General features: G+C 70.5%; 29 protein-coding genes and 4 tRNA genes. 14 read left to right on the plus strand and 19 right to left on the minus strand.

The features are described 5' to 3' along the window. Positions 1–17: 17 nt before the first annotated feature. The 5 genes from F8A92_RS04830 to F8A92_RS04850 all read right to left on the minus strand — a co-directional run bounded on the left by F8A92_RS04830 (position 18) and on the right by F8A92_RS04850 (position 5414). A complete protein-coding gene (locus F8A92_RS04830; RefSeq protein WP_228389214.1) occupies positions 18–1016 on the minus strand; it encodes a glycine betaine ABC transporter substrate-binding protein in 999 nt (332 codons plus the stop codon). A 76-nt stretch (positions 1017–1092) separates the two neighbouring features. After that, positions 1093–1959, minus strand: coding sequence for an ABC transporter permease (locus F8A92_RS04835; RefSeq protein ID WP_153503873.1), 867 nt, complete (start codon positions 1957–1959; stop codon positions 1093–1095). Next, positions 1959–3278 carry a quaternary amine ABC transporter ATP-binding protein gene (locus tag F8A92_RS04840; protein ID WP_153503875.1) on the minus strand — a complete coding sequence of 440 codons (1320 nt, stop codon included), beginning with the start codon at positions 3276–3278 and terminating at the stop codon, positions 1959–1961. Before F8A92_RS04840 ends, F8A92_RS04835 begins: the two co-directional genes overlap by 1 nt. A gap of 325 nt (positions 3279–3603) precedes the next feature. Then, positions 3604–3942, minus strand: a complete 339-nt coding sequence (locus F8A92_RS04845) for a metallopeptidase family protein (protein WP_194291366.1) — start codon at positions 3940–3942, stop codon at positions 3604–3606. Between the two features lie 14 nt (positions 3943–3956). Beyond that, positions 3957–5414 (minus strand): GuaB1 family IMP dehydrogenase-related protein, encoded by a 1458-nt coding sequence (locus F8A92_RS04850; RefSeq protein WP_153503877.1) that lies wholly within the window; start codon positions 5412–5414, stop codon positions 3957–3959. A 70-nt stretch (positions 5415–5484) separates the two neighbouring features. On the opposite strand from F8A92_RS04850, the gene serS reads away from it, so the two are divergent. The 3 genes from serS to F8A92_RS04865 are packed head-to-tail and all read left to right on the plus strand — an operon-like array spanning position 5485 to position 8434. Continuing rightward, positions 5485–6750 carry a serine--tRNA ligase gene (gene serS, locus F8A92_RS04855; RefSeq protein ID WP_153503879.1) on the plus strand — a complete coding sequence of 422 codons (1266 nt, stop codon included), beginning with the start codon at positions 5485–5487 and terminating at the stop codon, positions 6748–6750. Continuing rightward, positions 6750–7643, plus strand: a complete 894-nt coding sequence (locus tag F8A92_RS04860; RefSeq protein WP_153503881.1) for an HAD family hydrolase — start codon at positions 6750–6752, stop codon at positions 7641–7643. Before serS ends, F8A92_RS04860 begins: the two co-directional genes overlap by 1 nt. Continuing rightward, on the plus strand, positions 7640–8434 hold the full coding sequence (locus F8A92_RS04865) for an HAD-IIB family hydrolase (RefSeq protein ID WP_194291367.1): 795 nt from the start codon (positions 7640–7642) through the stop codon (positions 8432–8434). Before F8A92_RS04860 ends, F8A92_RS04865 begins: the two co-directional genes overlap by 4 nt. Before the next feature lie 132 nt (positions 8435–8566). Here F8A92_RS04865 and F8A92_RS04870 read toward each other — a convergent pair whose 3' ends face one another. From F8A92_RS04870 to F8A92_RS04895, 6 genes are all read right to left on the minus strand, one after another. Beyond that, positions 8567–9214: a bacterial proteasome activator family protein gene (locus tag F8A92_RS04870; protein ID WP_153503884.1), complete on the minus strand. Its 648-nt coding sequence runs from the start codon at positions 9212–9214 to the stop codon at positions 8567–8569. Positions 9215–9242: 28 nt separating this feature from the next. Beyond that, positions 9243–10235, minus strand: coding sequence for an NAD(P)H-quinone oxidoreductase (locus tag F8A92_RS04875; protein WP_153503886.1), 993 nt, complete (start codon positions 10233–10235; stop codon positions 9243–9245). A gap of 116 nt (positions 10236–10351) precedes the next feature. Beyond that, positions 10352–10915 (minus strand): DUF305 domain-containing protein, encoded by a 564-nt coding sequence (locus tag F8A92_RS04880; protein WP_153503888.1) that lies wholly within the window; start codon positions 10913–10915, stop codon positions 10352–10354. Positions 10916–10967: 52 nt separating this feature from the next. After that, entirely contained in the window at positions 10968–11405 is a 438-nt protein-coding gene (locus F8A92_RS04885; protein ID WP_153503890.1) for a hypothetical protein, read from the minus strand. 41 nt (positions 11406–11446) lie between these two features. Next, positions 11447–13012, minus strand: coding sequence for a 4-coumarate--CoA ligase family protein (locus tag F8A92_RS04890; protein WP_153503892.1), 1566 nt, complete (start codon positions 13010–13012; stop codon positions 11447–11449). Positions 13013–13093: 81 nt separating this feature from the next. Next, positions 13094–13507 (minus strand): PaaI family thioesterase, encoded by a 414-nt coding sequence (locus tag F8A92_RS04895; protein ID WP_228389215.1) that lies wholly within the window; start codon positions 13505–13507, stop codon positions 13094–13096. Positions 13508–13828: 321 nt separating this feature from the next. Here F8A92_RS04895 and F8A92_RS04900 point away from each other — a divergent pair, with 321 nt between their 5' ends. The 5 genes from F8A92_RS04900 (at position 13829) to F8A92_RS04920 (ending at position 15422) form a co-directional block, all read left to right on the plus strand. Beyond that, the gene (locus F8A92_RS04900) at positions 13829–14035 is read left to right on the plus strand and encodes a hypothetical protein (RefSeq protein WP_153503894.1); all 207 of its coding nucleotides are present in this window, start codon (positions 13829–13831) and stop codon (positions 14033–14035) included. A 132-nt stretch (positions 14036–14167) separates the two neighbouring features. Beyond that, positions 14168–14255, plus strand: a tRNA-Ser gene (locus tag F8A92_RS04905). An 89-nt stretch (positions 14256–14344) separates the two neighbouring features. Beyond that, positions 14345–15079: a CPBP family intramembrane glutamic endopeptidase gene (locus tag F8A92_RS04910; protein WP_228389219.1), complete on the plus strand. Its 735-nt coding sequence runs from the start codon at positions 14345–14347 to the stop codon at positions 15077–15079. Between the two features lie 86 nt (positions 15080–15165). Continuing rightward, positions 15166–15255 (plus strand) — tRNA-Ser (locus F8A92_RS04915). A 93-nt stretch (positions 15256–15348) separates the two neighbouring features. Further along, positions 15349–15422: transfer RNA gene (locus F8A92_RS04920), tRNA-Arg, on the plus strand. Between the two features lie 65 nt (positions 15423–15487). On the opposite strand, the gene F8A92_RS04925 is transcribed toward F8A92_RS04920, so the two are convergent. The 3 genes from F8A92_RS04925 to F8A92_RS04935 all read right to left on the minus strand — a co-directional run bounded on the left by F8A92_RS04925 (position 15488) and on the right by F8A92_RS04935 (position 18359). After that, entirely contained in the window at positions 15488–16315 is an 828-nt protein-coding gene (locus F8A92_RS04925) for an aquaporin (protein ID WP_153503898.1), read from the minus strand. A gap of 25 nt (positions 16316–16340) precedes the next feature. Continuing rightward, on the minus strand, positions 16341–17318 hold the full coding sequence (gene ypfJ, locus F8A92_RS04930) for a KPN_02809 family neutral zinc metallopeptidase (RefSeq protein ID WP_153503900.1): 978 nt from the start codon (positions 17316–17318) through the stop codon (positions 16341–16343). Between the two features lie 66 nt (positions 17319–17384). Further along, on the minus strand, positions 17385–18359 hold the full coding sequence (locus tag F8A92_RS04935) for a prephenate dehydrogenase (RefSeq protein ID WP_153503902.1): 975 nt from the start codon (positions 18357–18359) through the stop codon (positions 17385–17387). A 43-nt stretch (positions 18360–18402) separates the two neighbouring features. Between F8A92_RS04935 and F8A92_RS04940 the strand changes: the two genes are divergently transcribed. The 4 genes from F8A92_RS04940 to F8A92_RS04955 all read left to right on the plus strand — a co-directional run bounded on the left by F8A92_RS04940 (position 18403) and on the right by F8A92_RS04955 (position 20025). Further along, a complete protein-coding gene (locus F8A92_RS04940) occupies positions 18403–18885 on the plus strand; it encodes a nucleoside deaminase (protein WP_228389216.1) in 483 nt (160 codons plus the stop codon). Between the two features lie 60 nt (positions 18886–18945). Further along, positions 18946–19032, plus strand: a tRNA-Ser gene (locus tag F8A92_RS04945). A 140-nt stretch (positions 19033–19172) separates the two neighbouring features. Next, a complete protein-coding gene (locus tag F8A92_RS04950; RefSeq protein WP_153503904.1) occupies positions 19173–19370 on the plus strand; it encodes a hypothetical protein in 198 nt (65 codons plus the stop codon). Between the two features lie 112 nt (positions 19371–19482). Then, positions 19483–20025 (plus strand): DoxX family membrane protein, encoded by a 543-nt coding sequence (locus F8A92_RS04955; RefSeq protein WP_153503906.1) that lies wholly within the window; start codon positions 19483–19485, stop codon positions 20023–20025. A gap of 14 nt (positions 20026–20039) precedes the next feature. Here F8A92_RS04955 and F8A92_RS04960 read toward each other — a convergent pair whose 3' ends face one another. Both F8A92_RS04960 and F8A92_RS04965 read right to left on the minus strand, forming a co-directional pair. Then, on the minus strand, positions 20040–20645 hold the full coding sequence (locus F8A92_RS04960; protein WP_153503908.1) for a hypothetical protein: 606 nt from the start codon (positions 20643–20645) through the stop codon (positions 20040–20042). Beyond that, complete coding sequence (locus F8A92_RS04965) at positions 20642–21259, minus strand: histidine phosphatase family protein (protein ID WP_153503910.1); 618 nt, start codon at positions 21257–21259, stop codon at positions 20642–20644. The genes F8A92_RS04960 and F8A92_RS04965 overlap by 4 nt, the downstream gene beginning before the upstream one ends. Before the next feature lie 37 nt (positions 21260–21296). On the opposite strand from F8A92_RS04965, the gene F8A92_RS04970 reads away from it, so the two are divergent. Beyond that, positions 21297–22733 carry a cobyric acid synthase gene (locus tag F8A92_RS04970; protein ID WP_153503912.1) on the plus strand — a complete coding sequence of 479 codons (1437 nt, stop codon included), beginning with the start codon at positions 21297–21299 and terminating at the stop codon, positions 22731–22733. Beyond that, complete coding sequence (cobF, locus tag F8A92_RS04975; protein WP_153503914.1) at positions 22730–23500, plus strand: precorrin-6A synthase (deacetylating); 771 nt, start codon at positions 22730–22732, stop codon at positions 23498–23500. The genes F8A92_RS04970 and cobF overlap by 4 nt, the downstream gene beginning before the upstream one ends. Here the strand turns inward: cobF and F8A92_RS04980 are convergent. Genes F8A92_RS04980 through cobT form a run of 3 tightly spaced genes read right to left on the minus strand, consistent with a single transcriptional unit; the run spans position 23476 to position 25960 of the window. After that, entirely contained in the window at positions 23476–24126 is a 651-nt protein-coding gene (locus F8A92_RS04980) for an MSMEG_1061 family FMN-dependent PPOX-type flavoprotein (RefSeq protein ID WP_153503916.1), read from the minus strand. The genes cobF and F8A92_RS04980 overlap by 25 nt on opposite strands. Before the next feature lie 30 nt (positions 24127–24156). After that, on the minus strand, positions 24157–24939 hold the full coding sequence (locus tag F8A92_RS04985) for an adenosylcobinamide-GDP ribazoletransferase (protein WP_153503918.1): 783 nt from the start codon (positions 24937–24939) through the stop codon (positions 24157–24159). A 4-nt stretch (positions 24940–24943) separates the two neighbouring features. After that, entirely contained in the window at positions 24944–25960 is a 1017-nt protein-coding gene (gene cobT, locus F8A92_RS04990) for a nicotinate-nucleotide--dimethylbenzimidazole phosphoribosyltransferase (protein WP_153503920.1), read from the minus strand. Positions 25961–25963: the final 3 nt, after the last annotated feature.

The following is a 25963-nucleotide window of genomic DNA, read 5'->3' on the forward strand; positions in this document are numbered from 1 at the left end:
GCGACGCCCGGAAGAGACTAGAGCTTGCCGGCCTTCAGCTGGCCGGCGAAGTCCGGGTTCTCCGACAGCCACTTCTGGACGGCGGCGTCGTTGTCCTTGCCGGCGAAGTTGTCCTCACCGAACATCATGTTCTCCAGCGACGACAGCTTCTCGTCGTCCAGCACGAGGTTCTTCACCAGCTGCGCGGCCTTCGGGTTCTTCTTCTCGTAGCCCTTCGTGGCGAACGAGTAGATGATCTCCTTGCCGCCCATAGCGCCCTTCGGGTCCTCCAGGTCGCGCATCGGGTAGGCGTCGTACGCCCAGTGCGGACGCCACAGCGTGACGGCGATGTTGCTGCCGTCCGCCTGAGACTTCTTCACGGCCGCGAGCATCGCCGGCGTGGACGACGTGGTGAAGCTGAGCTTGTCGAGCCCGTACTCGGGGATCGCCTTCTCCTTCGTCTGCTTGGTCAGCCCCGCTCCGGGCTCGATGCCGACGATGGAGTTGTTGTACTCGTCGCCCATCTCGGCCAGATCCGCGATGGACTTCGCCGGCGAGTCCTCGTTGACGGCGATGGTGAGCTTGGCGTTGTCGTACCAGCAGCCGAGGCTGTCGAGCTGGTCGCCGTACTTGTCGAGGTAGTCGGCGTGCGTGACCGGCAGCCAGCCGTCGGTCAGGAAGTCGACGTCCCCCTGCGCTACCGCGGTGAACCCGGGCGCGGCGTCGAACGCCTTGATGTCGACGGTGTAGCCGTCCTGCTCGAGCACCGCCTTGAGCAGGTGGGCGGTGGCGAACGACTCGTCCCAGCCGTTGAACGCGCCGATGGTGACGTTCTTGTCCTCGTCCTGACCGGAGACCGACGAGACGTCGGCGACGCCGTCGTGCATGTCGCAGTCGGCCCACTTGCTGGCCGCGGCGTCCTTGCCCGATCCCTCGGACGAGTCGGACCCGCCGCCAGAGTTGCTGGCGCCGCACCCGGTCAGTGCCAGCGTGGCCGCGGTGGCGAGGCTCGCCAGTACCTTCGTTCGGTTGAACAACTTCTGTCTCCTCTCGTTCGACAACGCCCTGAGCGTTGCCATCTAGAACTACGTGCGTATGAGTCGCGTGGTCGGATCAGGCGTTGGCCTTCTCCAGCTTGTTGAGGTACGACGACCGGGTGCCCAGCGAGTTGCTGAGCCGGTCGAGGAAGATCGCGATGATGACCACCGCGAGTCCGGCCTCGATGCCGAGCGGGACGTCGAGGGACGCCAGGGACGCGGTCACGTCGCCGCCGAGGCCACCGGCGCCGGCCATGCCGGCCAGCACGACCATCGACAGCGCCAGCATGATCACCTGGTTGACGCCGGCCATGATGGTCGGCAACGCCAGCGGCAGCTGGATCTGCCGGAGGATGCGTCCGTGCGTCGCGCCGAACGCGTTGCCGGCCTCGACGACCTCCTTGTCGACGCCGCGGATGGCGAGCTCGGTGAGCCGCACGCCGGGTGGCATGGCGAAGATGAGCGTCGCGATGGCGCCCGGCGCCACACCGACCGAGAAGATCGTGATCGCCGGGACGAGGTAGACCAGCGCCGGTAGCGTCTGCATGAGATCCAGCACCGGCTTGACGACGCGCGAGACGCTCGTCGAGCGGGCCGCCCAGATGCCGATCGGGATCGCCAGAGCCAAGGCGATGACGACCGCGACCAGCACCAGCGCGATGGTGCTCATCGCGTTGTCCCACTGGTCGAAGGCGCGGATCAGGTACAGACCGACCACGGTGAACAGCGCGAGCTTCCAGCCGCTGACCCACCAGGCCAAGGCGGCGAACGCCGCGATGACGACCAGGTAGACCGGCTTGCCGAGCACGAAGTACAGCGCGTCGTAGAAGCCGGTCAGCACCAGCTTCACGAAGTCGAACAGCCAGCCGAGGTGCTCGGTCATCCAGTCGAGGACGTCTTCGGCCCACGTGCCGACGGGGATTCGGGGGTTCAGGAAATCCATCAGGAGCCCTCCTTGGGTGCCGCGGCGGCCAGGCCGGCGGCGCTCGTCTCACGCTGGACGGGGATTGCCCCTGTGGTCAACGCGCCGGGCGCGCTCTCGAACGGCCTGCCGAGGTCGTCGACGGCGTGCATGTCGGCGTTGTCGGACATCTGGCCGAGCGATGCCAGGATCGCGATGCGGGGGATCACACCCAGCAGCCGACGCCGCTCGTCGACGACGGCCAGCGGAATGGGCGACGAGGACGCCGGCGCGAACAGCTCCGACAGCGGCGTGTCCGGCAGCACCGTGCGCAGCTGCTCGGTGCGCAGGTAGTCATCGAGCCGATCCGCCTTCGCTTTGACAGCGGTGATCGCGTCGTCGTCGCTCACGTAGCCGAGCAGGGTGCGGTCGCGAGACACCACCAGAGCGCCGGCAGACTGCGTCTTGCGCATCTGCTCCAGCGCACCGCGGGGCCCGAACGTGGAGGGCACGACGCTCACCGGCTTCTCCATCACGGAGCGCGCGGTAAGCACGCGAGTGCGATCGACGTCCTGCACGAACTGCGCGACGTAGTCGTTGGCGGGATCGGTCAGGATCTCTTCTGCAGTGCCGATCTGCACGATGCGTCCGTCGCGCATGACCGCGATGCGGTCGCCGACGTACATCGCCTCGTTGAGGTCGTGGGTGATGAACACGATGGTCTTGCCCAGGGTGCTCTGCAGCTCGATCAGCTGGTCCTGCATCTCGCGGCGGATCAGCGGGTCGAGGGCGGAGAACGCCTCGTCCATCAGCAGTACGTCGGTCTCGGCCGCGAGGGCGCGGGCCAGCCCGACGCGCTGCTGCATGCCTCCGGAGAGCTGGCTGGGCAGCTTCTCGCCCCAGCCGTCGAGCCCCACGACCGACAGCCAGTGCTCCGCGGTCGCCCTGCGCTCGGCCGCCGGCACGCCCTTCACCTCGAGCGCGTACGCCGCATTCTCGAGGACGGTGCGATGCGGCATCAGCGCGAAGTGCTGGAAGACCATCGACACCTTGTCCTGCCGGATCCTGCGCAGCTCGGAGTCGCTCGCCCTGGCCAGATCGACGCCGTCGATCTCCACCTTGCCGGCGGACGGCTTCCACAGCCCGTTCAGGGTGCGGATCAGCGTCGACTTGCCGGAGCCCGACAGGCCCATGACGACGAAGATCTCGCCCTCGTCGACATCGAAGCTGGCGTCGATGACGGCCGGCGTGCCGAGGCTCTTGACCTCGCTCGGGCTCGCGCCGTCCTGCAGCCGCCGAACGGTCTCGGTCTCTCGTCGCCCGAATATCTTGTAAACGTTCTTGGCGCTCAGTTTCGCCACTTCTCACCTCTCGCTCATGGGCACGTCCGACGCTCGTAACCCGGCCGAGGTGAGTCCGCCTCGCGGCAGACCACGACCACTGGGCTCGAGTCGTCAGGCAGCGGCGCCGGCACTCCGACGGAACCGGTCCTCGGTCGCGGGTGTGACGCGAGGACGCCGTCGAACAGGTGCTGCGGCGTACTGCATGTCGCCGCCCGGTCCCGGGCAGGCGACCTGTCGATGTAACCACCGATGGCCGCAAGTGCCGGATCGCCCGGATTTCGTAGCCGTACGGTTGGTCAATCGTTACGAAGGAGAGACGCGGCCAGTGATCTGCGCCGCGCCCTCATCCCCATCCTAGCTCGTGCAGCCGATCGTCATCGATGCCGAAGTGGTGCGCGATCTCGTGCACAACGGTGATCCGCACCTCCTCCCGCACGTCATCGGGCGTGTCGCAGATCTCCAAGATGGCGTCGCGGTAGATCCAGATCGTGTCCGGCAGGACGCCGGTGTAGTCGTCGAGGCGTTCGGTGAGGGCGATCCCTTCGTAGAGACCGAGGAGCGTCGCCTCGTCGGGGTTGCGGTCGGCGACCTGGATGACGACGTTGTCCATGCGTGCCGTCAGATCCGGCGGAATCTCGTCGAGCGCCTCGCTGACCAGCCGATCGAAGCGTCGGCGGCCCATCGCCATCATCGCGGCTACCAGGACGTGTCGCGCGGCCGTCCCTCGTCGTACCCCGCGCTGCTCTGCAGGCCCACGACCGCGCGCTCCTGGAACTCCGCGATCGATCGCGCGCCGGCGTAGGTGAACGACGACCGGACGCCGGCGATGATCGAGTCGAGCAGATCCTCCACGCCGGGGCGCAGCGGGTCGAGGTACATCCGCGAGTGGCTGATGCCTTCCTCGAACAGCGCCGACCGGGCCCGGTCGAAGGCCGACTGGTCCTTCGTCCGGTGACGCACCGCGCGGGCCGAGGCCATCCCGAAGCTCTCCTTGTACGGACGGCCGTCGGGGTCGATCACGAGATCGCCCGCCGACTCGTAGGTGCCGGCGAACCACGAACCGACCATGACGCTCGCCGCGCCGGCCGCCAGCCCGAGAGCGACGTCGCGCGGGTACTTCACGCCGCCGTCCGCCCAGACGTGCGCGCCGAGATCGCGCGCCGCCTCGGCACACTCGAGGACGGCGGAGAACTGTGGGCGACCGACGCCGGTCATCATGCGGGTGGTGCACATGGCGCCGGGACCGACGCCGACCTTGAGGATGTCCGCGCCCGCGTCGACGAGGTCGCCGACCCCCTCCGGGGAGACCACGTTCCCGGCCACGATCTGGATGTGCCGCCCGGTCCGGTTCTCCAGGTCGTCGCGGGCGTCGACCACCAGCGGGAGCGCCTCGAGCATCTTGTCCTGGTGGCCGTGCGCGGTGTCGACGACGAGCACGTCGACGCCGGCGGCGAGCAGTGCGTCGGCCTTCGCGCGCACGTCGCCGTTGATGCCGATCGCGCCGCCGACCATGAGGCGGCCGTGCGCGTCCAGGGCCGGCTGATAGATCGCCGAGCGCAGCACGCCCTTGCGGGTGAGCACGCCGGCGAGCTGGTCGCCGTCCAGCACCGGCACCAGGCCGAGGTGCCGCTCGGTCATCGTGTCGAACGCCGCACCGAGGTGGGCATCCTTGTCGACGGTCACGATGTTCGTCGTCATCACCTCGGAGACGAGCGTGAAGCGGTCGACGCCCGCGCAGTCGGTCTCGGTCACGATGCCGACCGGCTTGCCGCCGTCGAGGACGACCGCCGCGCCGTGCGCGCGCTTGCCCAGCAGAGACAGCACCGTCGCGACGGCGTCCTGCGGGGTGACGGTCACCGGAGTCTCGAAGACCGGGTGGCTCGACTTGACCTCGCCGACCATGTCGCGGACCGCATCGAGGGTGATGTCCTGCGGGAGGATCGCGATCGCGCCGCGGCGGGCGACCGTCTCGGCCATCCGGCGTCCGGCGACGGCCGTCATGTTCGCCACCGCGATCGGGATCGTGGTGCCGACGCGGTCCGGGGTCGTCAGGTCGACGTCCATGCGCGAGTACACCGACGAGCGCGACGGCACCATGAACACGTCGCTGTAGGTGAGGTCGTGCGTCGGGGTCAGGTCGTTGAGAAACTTCACCCGCACAGGGTACGTGGACGCCCGCCCTCGGGGCGGCTGTCGCCCGGCGTACGTCGATAGACTCGGAACCGTGATCGATCTTCGGGAAGTACGCGACGACCTCGAGAAGGTGCGCGCCAGCCAGCAGGCCCGCGGCCTCGACCCCGCGACCGCCGACGAGCTGCGGGACGCCGACGAGGCGCGCCGTACCGCGCTGTCGGCCTTCGAGTCGTTGCGTGCCGAGCAGAAGCAGGCCGGGCAGGCGGTCAAGAAGGCTTCGCCCGAGGAGCGGCCCGCGCTGCTGGAACGCGCCAAGGAGCTCGCCGGCGAGGTGAAGGCTGCGGAGGCGGCCGCCGCCCAGGCGGAGGTCGACCTGCGCGAGGCGCACGCCGCGGTGCACAACGTCGTGCTCGACGGTGTGCCCGCCGGCGGCGAGGACGACTTCGTCGAGCTGGAGAAGGTCGGCCAGATCCCGCGGCTCGGCTTCACGCCCAAGGACCACGACGAGATCGGCGAGGCCCTGGGGGTCTTCGACCTCGCCCGTGGCGCCAAGGTGAGCGGGTCCCGCTTCTACTTCCTGACCGGCATCGGCGCGCAGCTCGAGCTCGCGCTGGTCAACATGGCCATGGCGCAGGCCGCGTCGTACGGCTTCACGCCGATCATTGCGCCGGCGCTGGTGCGCCCCGACGCCATGGAGGGCACCGGTTTCCTCGGCGCGCACGCCGACGAGGTCTACCACCTCGAGGCCGACGACCTCTACCTCGTCGGGACGTCGGAGGTCGCGCTCGCCGGGTTCCATTCCGGGGAGATCATCGACCTGTCGGCCGGCCCGACGCGGTACGCCGGGTTCTCGTCCTGCTTCCGCCGCGAGGCCGGCTCGTACGGCAAGGACACCAAGGGCGTGTTCCGCGTCCACTGGTTCGACAAGGTCGAGATGTTCACCTACTGCAAGCCGGAGGACGCGGCGGCCGAGCACCGCAGGCTGCTGGAGTGGGAGAAGGAGTTCCTCGGCAAGCTCGAGCTGCCGTTCCGGGTGATCGACGTCGCGGCCGGCGACCTGGGCTCGTCCGCGGCCCGGAAGTTCGACTGCGAGGTCTGGTTCCCCTCCCAGCAGCGCTATCGCGAGCTGACCTCGACGTCCAACTGCACGACGTACCAGGCCCGGCGGCTCGGCATCCGCTACCGCGACGAGAACGGCAAGCCGCAGATCGCCGCCACCCTGAACGGCACCCTGTGCGCGGTCACCCGCACGATCGCCGCGCTGCTCGACGCGCACCAGCAGGCCGACGGCTCGGTCCGCATCCCGGAGGCGCTGCGCCCGTTCCTCGGCGGCATCGAAGAGATATCTGCGAAGTAATGCACCGGCACAAGAAGCCGGCGCGGGAGCCCGGCTGGCAACCCAAGCTCGTCGCGACGGATCTCGACGGCACCTACATCTGCCACGGTCACGGGCTGTCGCCCGGGCACCGGCATACCCGCGACTGGCTGGAGAGCCACGGGATACCGGTCGTTCCGGTCACCGGACGGGGTCCGCGGCTGCTCGACCTCACCCGCGCCGAGATCGGCGAGGGCGGGCTGCTGATCATGGGACAGGGCGGCATCGTGTACGACGGCCGCACACTGATCCATCGCGCCGCCATGAGCGGCGAGCTGGCGATGAGCATCCTCGACCAGGTGCGCGAGCACGTCGACGACGTGCGGATCGGCGCCGAGGACGGCGCGGACTTCTCCGAGCCGCTTCGCCTGCAGCACGGCTTCGTGTGGCCGTACTCGATGGACGAGTCGGTCAGCGTCGACGCCGACGACGTCATCGCGCCCGAGGTGCTGAAGGTCTTCGTCGAGTCGCAGACCTACCCGATCGACGATCTGGTCGCGCTGATCAAGTCGTTCGTCCCCGAGGACGTCGCCTACGTGACGCACTCGGGCATCGGCTTCGTCGAGATCTCGCCGCCGTACGTGAGCAAGGCCGCCGGCGTGAAGTACATCTGCGACCGGTTCGGCATCGCGCACGAGGACGTGCTGTGCTTCGGCGACATGCCCAACGACCTGCCGATGTTCGAGTGGTCGGGGCGGGCGGTCGCGATGGCCGACGCGCATCCCGACGTCCTCGCCGCGGCCGACGACGTCGCGCCGGCCGCCTGCGACCACGGCATCTCCCGATACATCGCCCAGCTGTTCCCCGGCTATCGGCCCGCGCTGCCGGCCGGACCGCCGCCGGTCCTGCATCGCCTCGATCGGGGCGCGTCGTGAGCCGGCCGGCGCTCATCATCAGCGACATCGACGGAACGATCGCCGACCGCGGTCGGGTCTCCGATCGCACCTGGGCCGCGATCCAGGCCGTCCGCGCCGCAGGAATCCGGTTCGCCGTCGCCACCGGGCGCGCGGCCGGGCTGCTGGCGCCGGTGCTCGAGCACGGCTACGACGGCATCGCGATCTGCGACAACGGCGCGCTCACCTACGACGCCGGCAACGACCAGGTGCTGGCCTGCGAGCTGATCGAGGCGATGGTCGTCGGCGAGATGGCCAGCGAGATCGCCGCGCAGTACCCCGACCTGCACCTCGGGCTGTCGCGGATCACGCCGAACCCGAGGGCCATGTACTCGGAGCCGCGGCAGGTCGAGGTGTTCGACTTCGGGCAGCAGGCGCTGCACCTGGACGAGTTCGGGATGTTCCCGGCCGCGAAGATCTGGGCGGTGAACCGCGAGCTGAGCAGCAGTGAGATCGGTGCGCGGCTCGCGGAGATCGCCGAGGGGCGCGTCGAGGTCGCCTGGTCGAGCGAAGGCAGTGGGCTGGTCGAGATGACCGCGCTCGGCGTGACGAAGGCCAGCGCCTGCGCCGCGCTGGCGCACCGCTGGGGCGTCCCCGCCCAGGACGTCGTGTGCATGGGCGACATGACCAACGACCTCGAGATGCTCGAGTGGGCCGGCACCGCCGTCGTCCCGGCCAACGGCAACGACGCGGCCAAGGCCCGCGCCGACGTGCTGATCGGGCACATAGAGGAGGACGGCACCGCCGCCTACCTCGAGTCGCTCATCAAGTAGCCGCGCCCGGGTCGGGACCGCGCCCGGGTAGTGGGGCCGGGCACAGAGGTGGGACTGGTCGGTCCGACGTCCGAACCGCCCTCCGATGGCTGAGCACAGGTCCGATGTAAGGCTGCGGAGCGGTGCCCCGACCTATAGGTACTGGCCGGAGCCGTGCCCGTCCGCGTCGGGACGGCCGGGTCCCTGCGGCGGGATCGCCATCCCCGCCGGGAGCGCGGCCGGTCCGCCGCCGCCGCGCATCTGCTCGAGGGCCACGCGCGAGGCCATCTGCTGCGCGAAGAGCGCGGTCTGGATCCCGTGGAAGAGCCCCTCGAGCCAGCCGACGAGCTGGGCCTGGGCGATCCGCAGCTCGGCGTCCGTCGGCGTGGTCTCGTCGGTGAACGGCAGCGAGAGCCGGTTGAGCTCCTCCTGGAGCTCCGGCGCGAGTCCGTCCTCGAGCTCGCTGATGGAGCGCTGGTAGATCTCCTTCAGCCGCTGCCGGGAGGCGTCGTCGAGCGGTGCGTTGCGCACCTCCTCCAGCAGCTGCTTGACCATGGTGCCGATGCGCATCACCTTGGCGGGCTGCTCGACCATGTCGGTGACCGACTTGTGGCCGTTCTCCTCGTCGGACTCGTCGGCCGCGATCTCCGCCTGCCCCAACGGCTGGCCGTCCGGACCGACCACGACCACGCGCCGCGTGTGCGGTACCCCGTCGGCCCGCTCGCGACCGGCCTGCGCGTGCTCCGCGGCGCCGTTCTGCTCGGGGCGGTTGCTGTCTTCGAACTGGGTCTCGTCAGGCATGTCGCCGGGTCGCCAATCTGTAGCGGTTCTAGTTCGTCAGAAGGATCTTGCCGATGTGCTGGGAGGACTCGATGCGTTCGTGTGCCACCGGTGCCTGGCTCATCGGCACCGTGCTGTCGATGATCGGCTTGACCTCGCCGCTGCTGATCATCGGCCACACATCCTCCAGCACCCCGGCCACGACGGCCGCCTTGCCGTGCGGCCCGTGCACCGGCCGGCCCCGCAGACCCGTGGCCGTGTAGGTGACCCGCTTGCCGAGCATCTTGGCGATCTTCAGCTCCGCGGTGTTGCCACCCTGCATGCCGATGGTCACGATCCGGCCGTCCGGCGCGACCGCGTCGATGTTGCGATCCAGGTACTTCGCGCCCATGTTGTCCAGAATGACGTCGACGCCGCGACCGTCGGTCAGCTCGCGCGACCGCTCGACGAAGTCCTCGGTCCTGTAGTTGATCGTCTGTGCGCCGAGCTGCCGGCAGTAGGCCGCCTTCTCGGGCGAGCCGACGGTCACGATGACCGGGTTGCCCTTGGCGACGGCGATCTGGATCGCCATCGTGCCGATGCCCGAGGACCCGCCGTGCACCAGAAGGGTCTCGCCCTCCTGTAGGCGGGACGTCGAGAACGGGGCCCACAGGTTGGACCAGACCGTGCAGGCGACCTCGGTCAGCCCCGCGGCGTCCACCAGGCCGACACCGTGCGGGATGGGCAGCAGCTGGACGGCCGGCACGTTCACCTGCTCGGCGTATCCGCCGCCGGCCAGCAGCGCGCAGACCTCGTCGCCCGGCTGCCATTCGGTGACCTCGCCGCCCACCTCGGTGATCGTGCCCGAGACCTCCAGCCCGATGATGTCGGTGATGCCCTTCGGCGGCGGGTAGTGCCCCATCCGCTGCATCACGTCGGCGCGGTTGACGCCGGCCGCCGCGATCCGCACGACGACCTCGTCGGGAGCGCACACCGGGTCCGGAGCGTCGTCCCAGGTCAGCGCCTCGGGACCGCCTGGCTCATGCACCACGATTGCCTTCATGAAAACCACCCTAGTCGCGGGCCGGTCGTCGTCTTCGGCGGCTCCGGGCGCACAGCGTCCGGCCGACCGGCCCGGGAGGGCACCGCCCGGGCCGGCCTGCGCACCGCTACGACGCGTTACTGGCCGAGCATCTTCTTCATCTGCGCGATCTCCTTCTCCTGGCCGCCGATGATGTCGTCGGCCATGGACAGCGCGGCGGGGTACTGGCCGCCCGACTTCTGCGCCTTCGCCATGTCGATCGCGCCCTCGTGGTGCTCGATCATCATCTCCAGCCACAGCTGCTCGAAAGCGGGGCCGGCGGCGGCGTCCAGCTGGCCCATCTGCTCGTCGGTCATCATCCCGCCCATGCCGGCGTGGCCCGCGTGGTCGCCCATCGCCGATCCGGACGACGGGACGTTCTCGTCCCAGGCCTTCAGCCAGCCGGTCATCTTGTCGATCTCGGGCTGCTGGGCGGTCTTGATGTTCTTCGCCAGCTGCGCGAGCTCGGTGCCGGCTCCGCGGTCCTCGACCATCTCGGCCATCTCGACCGCCTGCTGGTGGTGCGGGATCATCATCACCGCGAACATGACGTCCTGCTGGTTGTGGTCGCCGCTGCGTGACGCGGAGCTGTCGGCCGAGCCGCAGGCCGCGGTGGCGAGCAGGGCGATGAGGGCGGCCACGGCCGCCAGGTACTTCTTCATGGGGTTCTCTCCTGAGTGTGTGCGTGCCGAACGGGTGCGAGTCACGCACCGCTCAGGTCAGGCTCACGCTCAGGCGGGTCAGCAGGTCGGCGCCGTACGGCGGAGGGCGCGCGGACGGCGAGCCGCGGAGGCGGCAAGCGCCGCGGCGCGCGTCGAACCACGCCGGTGTCGCGATGAGCAGCCACGCCGTCGCCCAGCAGACCAGCGCGACGAGGATCGCGAGGCACAGATGCAGCAGGTGGGCGCCATGATCGTGGTCCTGCGGCATCCCCGACGCGTCGGTCGCCGCCGGACCCGGGGCCGGTAGCGCCGCGGCGGCCGCTGCATGAGGCGAGGGGTGCGCCGCTGCAGGATGCGACGGGTCCGCCGCCGCGGCAGACGACGGGTGCGCCGCCGCGGGAGACGCGAACACCGGCCCGTGCATCGAGAACAGGGCGAGCGCGGCCGCGACCAGCAGCAGCCGCAGCAGAGACCTGCGCTCGGAGCTCACGTTGCCCATGCTACGAGCGCTGCGCGGACGGCGCCCGAGGGCTAGCCGCGAGAGCGCAGGTCCTTGCGGAGGATCTTGCCGGATGACGACTTGGGCACCTCGTCGACGAACTCGACGTGCCTGATCTTCTTGTGCGGCGCGACGATGCCGGCGATCCAGGTCTTGATCTCGTCCTCGGTGATGGTTGCGCCCGGGCGCCGTACGACGAACGCCTTGGGCGCCTCGCCGCCTTCCTCGTCGGGCACGCCGATGACGGCGCTGTCGGTGATGTCGTCGTGGGTCAGCAGCACGGCCTCGAGCTCGGCCGGCGCGACCTGGTAGCCCTTGTACTTGATGAGCTCCTTGAGCCGGTCGGTGATCACGTAGACGCCGTTCTGGGGGTCGTACGACGCGATGTCGCCGGTGCGCAGCCACCCGCCGTCCACGATGGTCTCGGCGGTGGCGGCCTCGTTGTTCAAGTAGCCGACCATCACGTTCGGGCCCTTGATCCACAGCTCGCCCTCGGCGCCCTGCTCGGCGTCCTTGCCGGTCTCGACGTCCACGAGGCGGCACTGGATGTTGGGCAGCGAGACGCCCACTGAGCCGCGCGGCAGCTCGCCGGCGAGCGCGTCGGGCACGGTGTGCGAGACCGGCGACAGCTCGGTCATGCCGAAGCCCTGCATGACCGGCACACCGAGCCGCGCCTCGACGGCGAGCGCGAGCGCCTCATCCAGCGGTGCGGCACCGGAGGTGATCGACCGCAGCGACGACAGGTCGTAGCGATCGACGACCGGGTGCTTGGCCAGCGCCACCAGGATCGGCGGGGCGACGTACACCTTCGTGACCTTGTGGTCCTGGATCGCCTGCAGGAAGCCCTCGAGGTCGAAGCGTGGCATCGTCACGACCTCGGCGCCCTGGGCCAGCGTGAGGTTCATCAGGACGGTCAGGCCGTAGATGTGGAAGAACGGCAGCACCGCGAGCACGACGGCGTCCTCGCCCATGGCGCTCATCATCACCTCGCACTGCGCCACGTTCGCGACGAGGTTCTCGTGCGTCAGCATGACGCCCTTCGGCAGCCCGGTCGTGCCCGAGGAGTACGGCAGGACGGCGAGATCGACCGAGGGGTCGATCTCCACGGTGGGCAGCGGAGCGGTGCTGCTGAGGATCGTCTGCAGGTCCGGATAGTCCTCCGCGCCGTCCAGCACGACGATGCGGTCCACCGGCTGCAGCGCGTGGGCGGCCTTGGCGCGGTCCAGGAACGCGGCGATCGTGACGATCGCCCGGGCGCCGGAGTCCTTCAGCTGGTGGGCGATCTCCTCGGGCGTGTACAGCGAGTTGGCGGTGGTCGCGACGCAGCCGGCCATCGTGACGCCGTGGAACAGCACCGGGTACCAGATCGTGTTGGGCGCCCACAGCATCACGCGGTCACCCTTGACGAAGCCCTCTTCGGCCAGCCACGCGGCGACGCGCTCGGCGTGCGCCTTGAGCTGGCCGTAGGTCAGCTTGTCGCCCGACGTCGCATCGACGAGCGCCACCTTGTCCGGAATCGAGGCCGCCTTGCGAAGCGCCATCTCGGCGACGGTGCAGTAGGGAATCTCGATGTCCGGGTAGGTCGACTTGTACACCACGGTGAGCACCTCGATCGATCGGGAAAAGTGCCCTCGATGTTAGGTGGCCGGAGATCCGGCGGGGTCGGTGCCCCCGCGACCCTACGACCAGAGCACCGCCTGGGTGCAGCGGAACAGCGCGAGCTTGCGCCCGGTGTCGACGTGCGTGACCACGGCGTCCCACACCTGCGTGGTGCGCCCGGCATGGATGGCGGTCGCGACCACCTCGACGGTCCCCTCGCGGGCGGTGGAGAGGTGGTTGCTCTTCAGCTCGATGGTGGTGAAGCCCGTCGCGCCGTCGGGCAGGACGCCGCGGGCGCCCATGCCGCAGGCCGTGTCGGCGAGCGTCACGACGGACCCGGCGTGCAGGTAGCCGTTGGGTGCGAGGTGGTGCGGCTCGATCGTGAAATGGGCGACGGCGCGGCCCTTGGTGCTCTCGGTCGCCTGGTAGCCGATGTGGCCGGGGAAGCGGCCCTGCGACTTGGCGTTGAACTCTGCGGCGGACATGACTGGCATGCCGGTCAGGCTATGCAACGGGGTGAACGCCGGATCCGCCGGGCGAGCATTCGGGCGACCGCGGAGCCGATCGGTCGTCCGATGCGTCGGTTCATCCCGAGAGGCCGCCGCGCGCTACCCGGCTTCTCAACCTCCTCAAAGGCTAGGATGACCTGCGTTAAGCCCGGCTCGGCGCCTTCAGGGACCGGGCGAGACCCCACAACGAAAGAAGACCTCACGCATGCGTATGAAGAAGCTCGCCGCCGCTGTGCTGTGCTGCGCCCCCGCCTCGCGTTGACCGGATGCAGCAAGCCCAGCGAGTCCGAGGTGCATGATGCCGTGGTGAAGATCATGACCAAGCAGGGGGCGACGACGGAGCAGGCTCAGGCCTACGCCGACTGCGCCGCGCCGGAGATGGTCGACAAGATCTCGCGCACCGGCCTGAACAACCTGGTCGACGACGGCAAGGACGCCAAGGGCAGCGACGACGACGTCGACGAGATGAAAGCCATCGACAAGAAGTGCACCGACGAGGTCCTCGGCAAGTAGCCGATCGGGCGGGGATCCGCTGCCCGGCACCACTCGAACGCGACGATGCCCCGCGGTTGCCGCGGGGCATCGTCGCGTTCGGGACCGGTGCGGCGGCGCTGCCGTCGCGTGCGAAACTGGAGCGGCACGCCTGGAGGGTTCGCATAGTGGCCGAGTGCACGCGCCTTGAAAGCGCGCAGGGGGAGACTCCTCAAGGGTTCAAATCCCTTACCCTCCGCCACCACGCATCTGCGGTGGATCAGTGCACGCTATCGGCGCGATAGCGTGCACGCATCCACCGCAGATTCGCGTGAAGGAGCCGACTTGGACGTGCGGGGCTACCGGCGTGAGGTCTGGTTGGTGCTCGGCCTCTCCCTCGGCCAGTCGGCCGTCTACTCGATCGTCAGCATCGTCGCCAAGCTGACCGAGTCGACGCCGCTGTCCCAGCAGACGACCACGCTGAACGAGTCCCGGTCCGTGCGCCCGTTGCTCGACCTCACCTACCAGCTGCTGGGCATCGGGTTCGCGCTCGTCCCGGTCGCGCTCGCGCTCTATCTCCTCTCCCGCGACGGCGGCGCGGTACCGGCGCGCGAGCGTCTGGGCCTCGACGTCCCCGACGGACGGCGCGCCGCCGCGGACGCCGGATGGGGCGCGGCGCTCGCGGCGCTGATCGGGATCCCGGGTCTCGGCTTCTACTTCCTCGCCCAGCACCTCGGGGTCAACACGACCGTCGCGCCGAGCGGGCTGTCGGCGTACTGGTGGACCGTCCCGGTGCTCGTGCTCAGCGCGCTGCAGAATGCCGTGCTCGAGGAGGTCGTCGTGGTCGGGTTCCTGATGACCCGGCTGCGGCAGGTCGGCTGGCCCCTCGGGTGGGTGATCGCGGCCTCCGCGCTGCTGCGCGGGTCGTACCACCTGTACCAGGGATTCGGTGGGTTCCTCGGCAACTGCGTCATGGGTGCGGTGTTCGCCTGGTGGTTCCACAAGCGCGGCAGGGTGCTGCCGCTCGTGGCGGCCCACTGGCTGCTCGACATCTGCGCATTCGTGGGATACCAGCTGCTCCGCTGAGCCGCCCGACCCCGCCGGTCCGCTTTGCGACCCTCGACCGGCGCACTGTACTCTTGAGCGTCGCGGACGTCCTCGGATGTCGGCGTGGAGGATTCGCCTAGTCCGGTCTATGGCGCCGCACTGCTAATGCGGTTGGGGCTACTCGTCCCTCGCGGGTTCAAATCCCGCATCCTCCGCCGCAGTTGCCTGTGTGCACTTCGCCACCACCGGCTCGGTGGGTGCGCCGAGTGTGTCATACTGGGTAACGCACTTCGCGAGAAATCGCGGATGCGCTCATAGCTCAGCTGGATAGAGCGTCGGTCTACGGAACCGAAGGTCAGGGGTTCGAATCCCTTTGAGCGCGCAGCGACAGAAGGGCCTCGTGACTCGGTCACGAGGCCCTTCTGCTGTCTCGGGGAGGGTGCGGCGTCAGACGACGCCGGGGCCCGGCTCCGGCCGGCCCGCGCGATCGGCGTGCCCGGCGACGAGGTCGTCCCGCGTCCCGGGGGTCCGGTCGAGCGGGTCGCCGTCGGGGCGGCCGTCGACGTTCAGCTCGCCCTCGTAGCCGACGGGATCCTGTCCGAAGACCAGGTTGTAGACCAGCGCCCCCACGACGCCGCCGATGGCGGGCGCCACCAGGAACAACCAGAGCTGGCCGAGGGACCCGCCGCCGGCGAGCACCGCGGATCCCAGGGAGCGGGCCGGGTTGACCGACGCCCCGTCGACCGGAATCCCGACGAGGTAGCAGACGGTCATGGTCACGCCGATCGCCAGACCGGCGAGCGCCGCCGTCCCGATCCGGTCGGTCGCGGCCAGCACCACGAACACCAGCAGGAAGGTCAACGCGACCTCGGTGCCGAACGCCGAGGACATGCTGAAGCCCTCGGGGCTGTGCGTGCCCCACCCGTTCGCGGCCAGACCGTCGGCCGCTCGGCTGTACGACGGGTTGCCCTGCGCGATCCCGAAGATCACCGCCGCGCCGGCGATCGCGCCGAGCAGCTGCGCGATCACGTACGCGACGGCGTCCAGCAGCGCGATCTTGCCGGTGACCAGCAGGCCGAGGGTCACGGCCGGGTTGACGTGGCAGCCGGAGATCGGGCCGATCGCGTAGACCAGGAAGATCAGCGTCAGCCCGAAGCCCAGCGCGACGCCGACGGGACCGACGTTGTGGCCGGCGAGCACCGCGGTGCCGACACCGCCGATCATCAGGACGGCGGTTCCGATGAACTCGGCGACGTAGCTGCGGACGGCGTTCATGGCGATCCTTTCGGATGGAGAGTGGCTAGATGCCGCCGGAGAAGGTGTCGCACTGGCCGAGCTCGCCGGTGTCGATGCCCTTCTTGAACCAGTTGTAGCGCTGCTTCGAGGTGCCGTGGGTGAACGATTCCGGATTGACCTGGCCCTGCGTCTGCTGCTGGATGTGGTCGTCGCCGATCTTCGTCGCGGCGTCCAGCCCGGACTGGATGTCCTGGTCGCTGATCGACTTGATGATCTTCACGCCGGAGGAGTCCGTCGTCCCGGTGGCGTGGTTGGCCCAGACGCCGGCGAGGCAGTCGGCCATCAGCTCGATGCGGACGGCGCCCGAGCTCGGGCCGGACTGGTCCATCTGCTGACCCTGCTGCAGGATCCCGAGGATGTTCTGGATGTGGTGGCCGTACTCGTGCGCCACGACGTACGCCTGCACGAACTCCGTATTGGTCGCACCCAGCTGCTGCAGCTCGTTGGAGAAGAACGACATGTCGATGTACGCCTTCTCGTCGTTCGGGCAGTAGAAGGGTCCGACCGCGGACGTCGCCTGCCCGCAGCCGGTCTGCGTGCCCTGGGTGTAGAGCTGGGTCACGGCGGTGCGGTACTGCACCTTCTGCGGCGTGGCCTGCGGCAGGTACTGCGTCCAGAACGCGTTGACGCTGTTGATGATCAGCGCGAGCCGGCAGTCGTCACGCTTGAGGAAGTTCGGGTCGGTGTTGCACGACTGGATGTCGGCTCCGGTGTCGCCCGCGCTGAGGTTCTGCGTGGACACGCCGTTGCCACCCTGGGGGTCGAACCCGCCGCCGGTGCCGCCGCTGCCGCTGGTGAAGAACTGGATCGCGAGGAAGATGATGATGCCGACGACGCCCAGGCAGCCCATGTTGCCCCCGGCGCCGGTCGGCAGCGGGATTCCGCCCGGCAGCCCGAAGCCGCCTCCGCCGCCTCCACCGCCGCGGCCGCGGGCGTCCTCGATCTGCGAGGTATCGACGCGGGCGTCGCTGTTGAATTCCATGCTGCCTCACTTGTCGGTCGGCGTGCGGATCGCCGCGCGGCAGTGCGGCGGGTCGAACCTTGCGGTTCAGGCTAGTGCAGTGACCGCGCCGTCCTCATGCGAAACGATGAAACCGCCGGCGGCCCCGACCTCCCGCAGCCGCTGCCGCGCGCCGGGATCGCCGAGGGGGATCCTGACCGGGGTCGTGGACGCGGAGCCGTCGCGACGAGCCTGCCACTGCCGGCGGTGCTCGTAGCCGCGCGCGACCAGGTCGGCGACCGACCCGTCGCGGACGGCGACGGTGGCCTGCTCGAGCTGATCGAGGAAGCTCTCGAGCACCTCGGTGAGCATCCGGCGGTTGCCGTTGAGCATCGCGGCGACCAGCTCGGGCCGGGTGCCCGCCACCCGCGTCGCGTCGCGGTAGGAACCTGCGGCCAGCGCGCCGGCCAGCCCGCGCGGCTCCACGTTTGCCGCGAGCACCTCGGCGAGCACGTGCGGCAGGTGGCTGATCCAGGCCGCGGCGTGGTCGTGCCATTCCGCGTCCGTGGGTACGACGCGGCCGCCCGCGCCGAGCGCGAGGCGGCAGACCTGCACCCAGCGGTCCAGGTCGGTGTCGTCCTCCAGGGCGACCACCCAGGTCGCCTCGCGCAGCAGGTCGGCGCCGGCCGCGGCGAATCCCGACTCGGTGGTGCCGGCCATCGGGTGGGCGCCGACGTACCGGTCGGCAAGGCCCGCCGCGCGGGCCGCCTCCAGCACGGCGGACTTGACCGACACCACGTCGGTGATGGTGACCTGATCATCGGTCAGCAAGGCGAGCACCGGCATCAGCGCGACGGCGTCCTCGAGCGGGGTGGCGACCACGACGAGCGACCCGTCCGGGAGCGCGGCGAGCATGCCCTCGAGCCCCGGGAACGGCCGGATGTCGTGCACGCCCGCCGCTTCCAGTGTCTCGGCCGAGGTGTCGTGCGCCCACACCTCGCTCCCGGCCGCGCGCAACCGCAGCGCCAGCGAGCCGCCGATGAGGCCGAGGCCGATGATCGCGACAGGGGGAGCGGTGGGCATGCGCACAGCCTATCCAGCGGCCGTCCGACCGTAGGCTGGTCGCATGCCCACGCCGTACGACGCCCCGATGCGGCTCGCGATCGACGAGGCGCGGTCGGCGCCGGCGCACGACGACGTGCCGATCGGCGCCGTCGTCCTCGGGCCGGACGGCGCCGTCGCGGGCGTCGGGCACAACACCCGGGAACGCGATCAGGACCCCACCGGGCACGCGGAGCTCACCGCCCTGCGGGGGGCCGCTCGGGCGGCCGGTGCCTGGCGGCTGACCGGTCACACCCTGGTCGTCACTATCGAGCCGTGCACGATGTGCGCGGGGGCGGCGGTGCTGGCTCGGGTGGACCGGATCGTGTTCGGCGCCCTCGAGCCGAAGACCGGTGCCGTCGTGTCGCTGTGGGACGTCGTGCGCGACCCCCGGCTCAACCACCGACCCGAGGTGCGCGGCCCGTGGGACCTCTCGCCCGACGTGGCCGCCGCTGCCGCCGGCCTCCTGGTCGACTTCTTCGCGGTCCGCCGCGGCGACCCGGGCTAGGCGCTGCCGCCGGTCGGGGTCGTGCGTGACCGGCGCACCCGATGCCGTACCCTGGTGCGCGGTGGCGTGTCCGAGCGGCCGAAGGAGCACGACTCGAAATCGTGTGAGGCAACCCCTCCGTGGGTTCAAATCCCACCGCCACCGCCAAGGATGAGGCGGTCCCCTGCGTGCACGGGGGCCGCCTCGTCGCCTTTCCGAGGCTGTGCGCATTCCGCACCTTCCGCGGGACGCCCGCCTGTCGGTACGCTGAACGCAATCTTCACACGATTCATACGGAGGGGGCCGCAGTGCCGCCGCTCGCGCTCGACATCCGCAGCATGGGGATCGACGTCCCCGTGCTGTTGTGGATCGGCGCGGCGCTGCTGGTCCTGGGACTGTTCTTCGCACTGGCCGGACGTCGGCCGGCCCACCGCCGGCGACCGCCGAGGAAGCCAGGCGACGCCTCCCGCGCGCGCACGGACTCGACCTTCACGGACGACGTGTAGCGCCGGCTGCCTGTGCCGCGGTCCGCTCGCGCGACGAGCGAGGCGCGGGCGGCTGGGATACGTTCGACGCAGGTCGGCACTCCGCCGTCCTGTCGCCGATCTAGGAGGAGTCATGGGACTCGTTCGCGCCCTCGCCCGACCGATGCTCGCTGCGCCGTTCGTCATGGGCGGCATCAACCAGCTGACGAAGCCCGCCGAGCTGGGGGCGCTCGCGCGCCCGTTCATCTCCAGGATCGCCGAGCCGGCCGGGCTGCCGAACGACCCCGAGCTGCTCGTGAAGGCCAACGGCGCGCTGATGATCACCGCGGGAGCGGGCCTGGCCACCGGAGTCCTGCGCAAGCCGTCGGCCGCCGCGCTGGCCGCGTCCCTGGTGCCGACCACCCTCGCCGCGCACTCCTTCTGGGAGATGCCGGACGAGAAGGAGAAGGCCGTGCACCGCAACGGCTTCTTCAACAACCTCGGGCTGCTCGGCGGCCTGATCCTGACGATCGTCGACACGGAGGGCAAGCCGGGACTGCTGTACCGCGCCCGGATGGCGAAGCGGGGCGCGGGGCACTCTGCGAAGGCGGCCAGGCGCGAGGCGAAGCACGCCGCGCGTGCCGCGCGTCGCGAGGCGAAGATCGCGCTGCTGAGCGCGAAGGACGCCGTCTCCTAGCGGCGCTCGTCCGCCTACGAGCCGATGGGGTGCGCGGGCAGCTCGACGGTCTCGGCCAGGTCGACGATCGTGATCTCCTGCTCCTGCGGCACGGTCACCCACCGGCCGGTGGACGTCATGAACCGCACGTGCGGCACCGGCCGCTCGTGGATGGCCGCCTCCGGATCGGCGACCGGCTCGGCCGGCGACTCGATGCGGATCGCACGGTTGGTGCCGTCGTTGAGGGTCATCATCCAGGACCCGGGCTGCGCCTCGGCGGCCCGCACGCGGCGGGGATGCACCGCGTCGATCTGCCGCTTGAATCGGCTCCAGACGAGCTTGGCCAGGGTGTGCCCGACGATCGCACCCACGGTCGAGCCGAGGGCGATGCCGACCACGAGCTTCCAGAACGGCAGGCTGTCGTCGGTGATCACGAGCAGCAGCGCGGTCACCATCGCACCCAGCAGCCAGCCCACGTAACGACCGAAGCCACCGGCGTCCATCAGGTGGATCTGGGTCGTCTTCCAGGTGGGTCGCACGCGGACGTACCCGTCACGGCCCACCGCCGAGGCATTGCGGAACGACTCCTGCTTCCTGGTGGCGTTCATCGGGTCCCCCGGGCTGACGGCTGGTGGCTTCACTCCGATTTTAGGCCGATACCGCCACCGGCCGAGGAGATGCCGGTCACCGGAGAGACCGCTGCGCGCACGGTGATCACCGCCCCGTTGGGCACCACGTCCCACTCCACCTCGCGGTGGCTGCAGCCGGCGAGGACGGCGCGCGCCACGCGCAGCGTGTCGCCGTGCGTCACCAGGATGAGGTGCCCCGGCGCGTGCGGCAGCAATCGCTCGAGCAGCCCGCTGAGCCGGTGATGGACGTCGGCGAGGGACTCGCCGCCGCCGTGGCGGATCTCGCTGATGTGCAGATGGTCGGGGACCGGCTCGGCGACGAGCTCACTGGTCAGCCGCCCCTGGAGGGATCCGAGGTGCTGCTCGCGCAGGCCCGCGTCGGGCACCGCGGTGATGCCGAGCCGGGCGGCGATGACCTCCGCCGTTTGGCGAGCGCGCAGCAGGTCGCTGGTGACCAGCTGCGCCGCCGCTCCGCCGACCAGGGCGTCGAGCGTCGCTGCCGCACGGGCGGCGTCCGCGCGGCCGGCCTCGGTGAGCGGCGGGTGGGCGGTCTGCCCCTGGAGGCGTCGCTCGACGTTCCAGGTCGACTGCCCGTGGCGGACGAGGTGGATGTCGACGTCGTGCACGCGGTCCACGGTAACCGCCCGCGTAGACTCCTTCGGCGTGGCAGGGCTGTTGATCGCGGGGACGAGCTCGGACGCCGGCAAGTCGCTGATCACTGCGGCGCTCTGCCGGGCGTTCGCGCGCTCGGGGCTGTCCGTCGCCCCGTTCAAGGCGCAGAACATGTCGAACAACTCGATGGTCTGTCGCGACGGGTCCGAGATCGGACGCGCTCAGTACCTGCAGGCGCAGGCGGCCGGCGTGCAGCCCGCGAGCGTCCACAACCCGGTGCTGCTCAAGCCGGGCTCGGATCGGCGCGCGTTCGTCGTCCTGCGCGGGCAGCCGGCCGGCGAGCTCCGTGCCGGCGAGTACGCGACCGGCCGGACGCACCTGGCCGACGCGGCGTTCGAGGCCTACGCGGAGCTGCGCTCGAGCCATGACCTGGTCGTGGCCGAAGGTGCCGGATCACCCGCAGAGATCAACTTGCGCGCCGGGGACTACGTCAACATGGGTCTCGCGCGACGGTTCGGCCTGCCGGTGGTCCTGGTCGGCGACATCGACCGCGGCGGCGTGCTCGCGGCCCTCTATGGCACCTGGGCGCTGCTCGACGAGGACGACCGCCGGCTGCTGTCGGCGTTCGTGATCAACAAGTTCCGGGGCGACGAGTCGGTCCTGCGCCCGGGCCTCGACGAGATCGCTCGACGTACCTCGATCCCCTGTGCCGGAGTCGTTCCGTGGCTCGACGAGGTGTGGATCGACTCCGAGGATGCGCTGTCGACCGGGCGGTGGGGACGCATCCAGGAGGACGGCGCGCTGCGGGTCGCGGTGGTACGTCTACCGCGCACCTCGAACGCCACCGACGTCGACGCGCTCGCCGCCGAACCCGGTGTGCGCGTCGTCGTGACCGTCGACCCGGAGGTGTGCGCGGAGGCCGATCTGCTGGTCATCCCGGGGTCGAGGGCGACGGTCAGTGACCTGCAATGGCTGCGTGACAAGGGAATCGCGGACGTCGTACGCAACCGCGCAGCCGTTGGCCAGCCGGTGCTGGGCATCTGCGGCGGCTACCAGATGATGGTCGAGACGATCGACGACACCCACGAGAGCCGCGTGGGCGTCGTCCCGGCGCTCGGCGTGCTGCCGGGATCGGTGACGTTCTCGGCAGACAAGACGCTCGGTCGTCCTTCGGGCACCTGGCGCGACGAGCAGGTCGAGGGGTACGAGATCCACCACGGCGTCGTCGACGACGACGGCTCGTTCCCCGGCGGCGCCGCCCGCGGCTCGACGTACGGCACCATCTGGCACGGGATCCTCGAGTGCGACGGGTTCCGCCGCGCATGGTTGCAGGAGGTGGCCGCCGCGAGCGGGTCGCCGTGGACGCCGTCCGCCGACGCCGAGCCGTTCACCGTCCGACGTGAGCGGATGCTGGACACGCTCGCGGACGAGGTGAGCCGGCACGTCGATCTCGAGCTCCTGCTGCGGCTGGCGAAGGAATCCGGATGACGCGCAAGATCCGCATCATCGGCGTCGGGCTCGGCGCACCCCGGCACGTGACCGGCGAGGCCGTCGAGGCGATGAACGAGGTCGACGTGTTCCTGGTGCCCGACAAGGGCGAGCGCAAGTCCGAGCTGCTGGACCTGCGGCGGGCGCTGTGCGCCGAGCTCATCGAGAACGACCGGTGGCAGCTGCGGACGATCGCCGATCCCGAGCGCGGCCCGGACTCGGAGCGCGATGCGAGGCAGTACCGCGAGGGCGTCGCCGCCTGGCACGCGGCGCGGGTGTCGGCGTACGTCGACGTGATCAAGGCGCTGCCGCCCGGCGCGACCGTCGGGTTCCTCGTCTGGGGTGACCCGGCGTTCTACGACAGCACGATCCGGATGGTCGACCGGATCGCCGAGCGCATCGACGTCGAGATGCGCGTCATCGCCGGCATCTCGGCGATCCAGGTTCTGGCGGCCGAGCATCGGATACCGCTGAACGCGATCGGCGGCCCGGTGCACATCACCACCGGTCGGGCGCTGATCGAGCAGTGGCGGCGCGACCTCGGGACCGTGGTGGTCATGCTGGACGGCCATCTGCGCTGCCGCGAGCTGGTGGCCGAGCATCCCGATCTGCAGATCTACTGGGGCGCCTGCGTGGGGATGCCGCAGCAGGCGCTCGTCGCCGGCCGCCTCGGCGACGTCATCGACGAGATCACACGGGTACGCCGCCGGGTGCGCGACGACCTCGGTTGGGTGATGGACGTCTACGCCCTCGTCCCGCCCGAGTAGAGCAGCTTCTCGTAGTGCTCCGCCGAATAGTACGCATCGACCTCGGTCGGATCGTCGCCGCGGCGCCACAGCAGCTTCGCCAGCTCGGCATACGACGGGACCGCGTCCGGGTCCCACGTCTGCGGCTTCCATGTCTTCGACCTCATGAATGCCTTCGGGCAGTGGAAGAACACTTCTTCGACACGCATCATCAGCGCGAGCGGAGGACGGTGACCGCGAATCTCCAGATCATCGAAGAAGTCGCCGTTGGTGACGATGCGCACCTCACCGTTCACCCGTAGGGTGTCGGGCCGGCCCGGTATGACGAACAGCAACCCGGCGTACGGGTTCTCCAGGATGTTGTGGAAGCCATCCATGCGGTTGTTGCCGCCACGCTCGGGGACGACGAGGGTCGTGGGGTCCAGCACCTTGACGAACCCCGGCGGGTCGCCCTTGGGCGAGCTGTCGCAGCGTCCGTCGGACGTCGAGGTCGACACGATCACGAGCGGCGACGCGCCGATGAACGCCACGTGCACGCCGTCGAGCCGATCGAGCACCTTGTCGCGCACCGCGGGATCCGGGACGCCGTAGGTCTCGAGGGTCTGCCGGTCCTCGACGAGGGGGAGGTCGTCCCAGGGTTTGGCCATGCGCTCAAACGTACTACGGCAGCGCCGGAGCTATGCCGCCACGGTGAGGACGACGAGGGCGACGGACAGCGCGATCTCGATGCCGGCGCCGAGGACGTCGCCGGTGATGCCGCCGATCTGCCGCCGCGCCATGGCGACGAGGCATCCGGTCGCCGCGATCATCGCCAGCACGCCGGCAGCGCCCCACCACCAGGGCAGCCCTGCGGCCGCGGCCGCGGCCGACAGCACGCCTCCCCAGACGACCCCGCCGGCCAGCGCCGCGGGAAGCGGCACGCTCGCGGCGACGACCGCGCCCAGGCCCGAGCCGCGCGCGGCCGGTACCGAGCGCAGGCACAGCACGGTCGCGGCGTACCGCGACACGCAGACCGCCACCCCGACCAGCAACGGCGCCCACGGGACGGTCGCGAGAGCGGCGACGGATCCCGCCTGCACCAGCAGCGAGAGCACCATGGCGGCGACTCCCATCGGACCCACATCGCCGCTGCGCATGATCTCCAGCGCACGCTCCCTCGTCCAGCCGCCGCCGAAGCCGTCGACGGTGTCGGCGAGCCCGTCGAGGTGCATCGCCCGGGTGGACGCCGCGACGGCCGCGACGCACAGTGCGGCGCCGACCAGCGGCGGAACGCCGATCAGCGTGGCCAGCCACAGGACCGCGGCGGCGGCCACGCCGACGGGCAGCGCGCCCACCGGTGCCAGCAGCATCGCCACGCGTCCCGCCCCAGCGGGCAGCGGGCGGATCTCGCCGACCGGCACGACCGTCAGCGTGCCGACGGCCAGCCGCAGCCCGGCGGCGACGGAACCGGCGTGGGGCATGCCGTCAGCCTAGGACGTCGGCCAGCAACGCCATCTCGCGCAGCATCAGCACGCTCGACCGGACGAGCGGCAGGGCGGCCACCGCGCCGCTGCCCTCACCCAGCCGCATGCCCAGGTCGACGAGCGGCTCAAGGCCGAGCGCCTTCAGCGCGAGGGTGAGCGCCGGCTCGGTCGAGCGATGCCCGGCGATCAGCCACTCGACGGTGCCCGGCGCGATCGCCTCGGCGTACAGCGCCTCGGTGGTCGCGATGTTGCCGTCCAGCAGCACCGGGACGCCGGTGTCGGCGGCCGCGATCATGATGCCCACGCCGACGGCGATGTCGGGCGACCCGATCCGGCGGAGCCGCTCGCGCGCGTTGCCCGCGTCGGCCGCGCGGTCGATGATCCGCTGCACGACGGCCGTCTTCGCCTCGTACGCGCCGTCGTCCAGCCCCGCGCCGCGCCCGGTCACCTCGGTGGCCGGGAGACCGAGCTCGGCGCCCACGAGGGCGGCGCTCGGCGTGGTGTTGCCGATTCCGAGGTCGCCCACGATGAGCAGCTGCGCGCCCTCGGCGGCCTCTTCCGCGACGATCCGTCGGCCGGTCTCCAGCGCCGCGTCCAGCTGCGCACCGGTCAGGGCGTCGGCGGTGTCGATCGGCGGGCAGCCCCGCCCGAGCTTGTGCGCATCGACCCCGTCGGCGAAGCTCCCGGCCTCGGCGTCCACGCTGATGTCGAGCACCCGCAGCGCGACGTCGTGCTGGCGGGCGAGCACGGAGACCCCGGCGCGCCCGGCCGCGATCTCGTTCACCATCGCGAGCGTCACGGCAGGCGGGTACGCCGCGACCCCCGACGCGGTGACGCCGTGGTCGCCGGCGAGCACCACGGCCCGGACGTTGTCCAGAGGCTCGGGCGGGCAGCTGCCCTGCGCACCGGCGAGGAACACACCGACGTCCTCGAGCCGGCCCAGGGCTCCGAGCGGCTTGGCGAGCGCGTCGAACCGCTCCTGCGCGGCGACCCGTGCCGCGCGTCGTACGTCGTCCATGAT

The sequence above is a fragment of the Cumulibacter manganitolerans genome (genome assembly GCF_009602465.1).
GTDB lineage: Bacteria > Actinomycetota > Actinomycetes > Mycobacteriales > Antricoccaceae > Cumulibacter > Cumulibacter manganitolerans.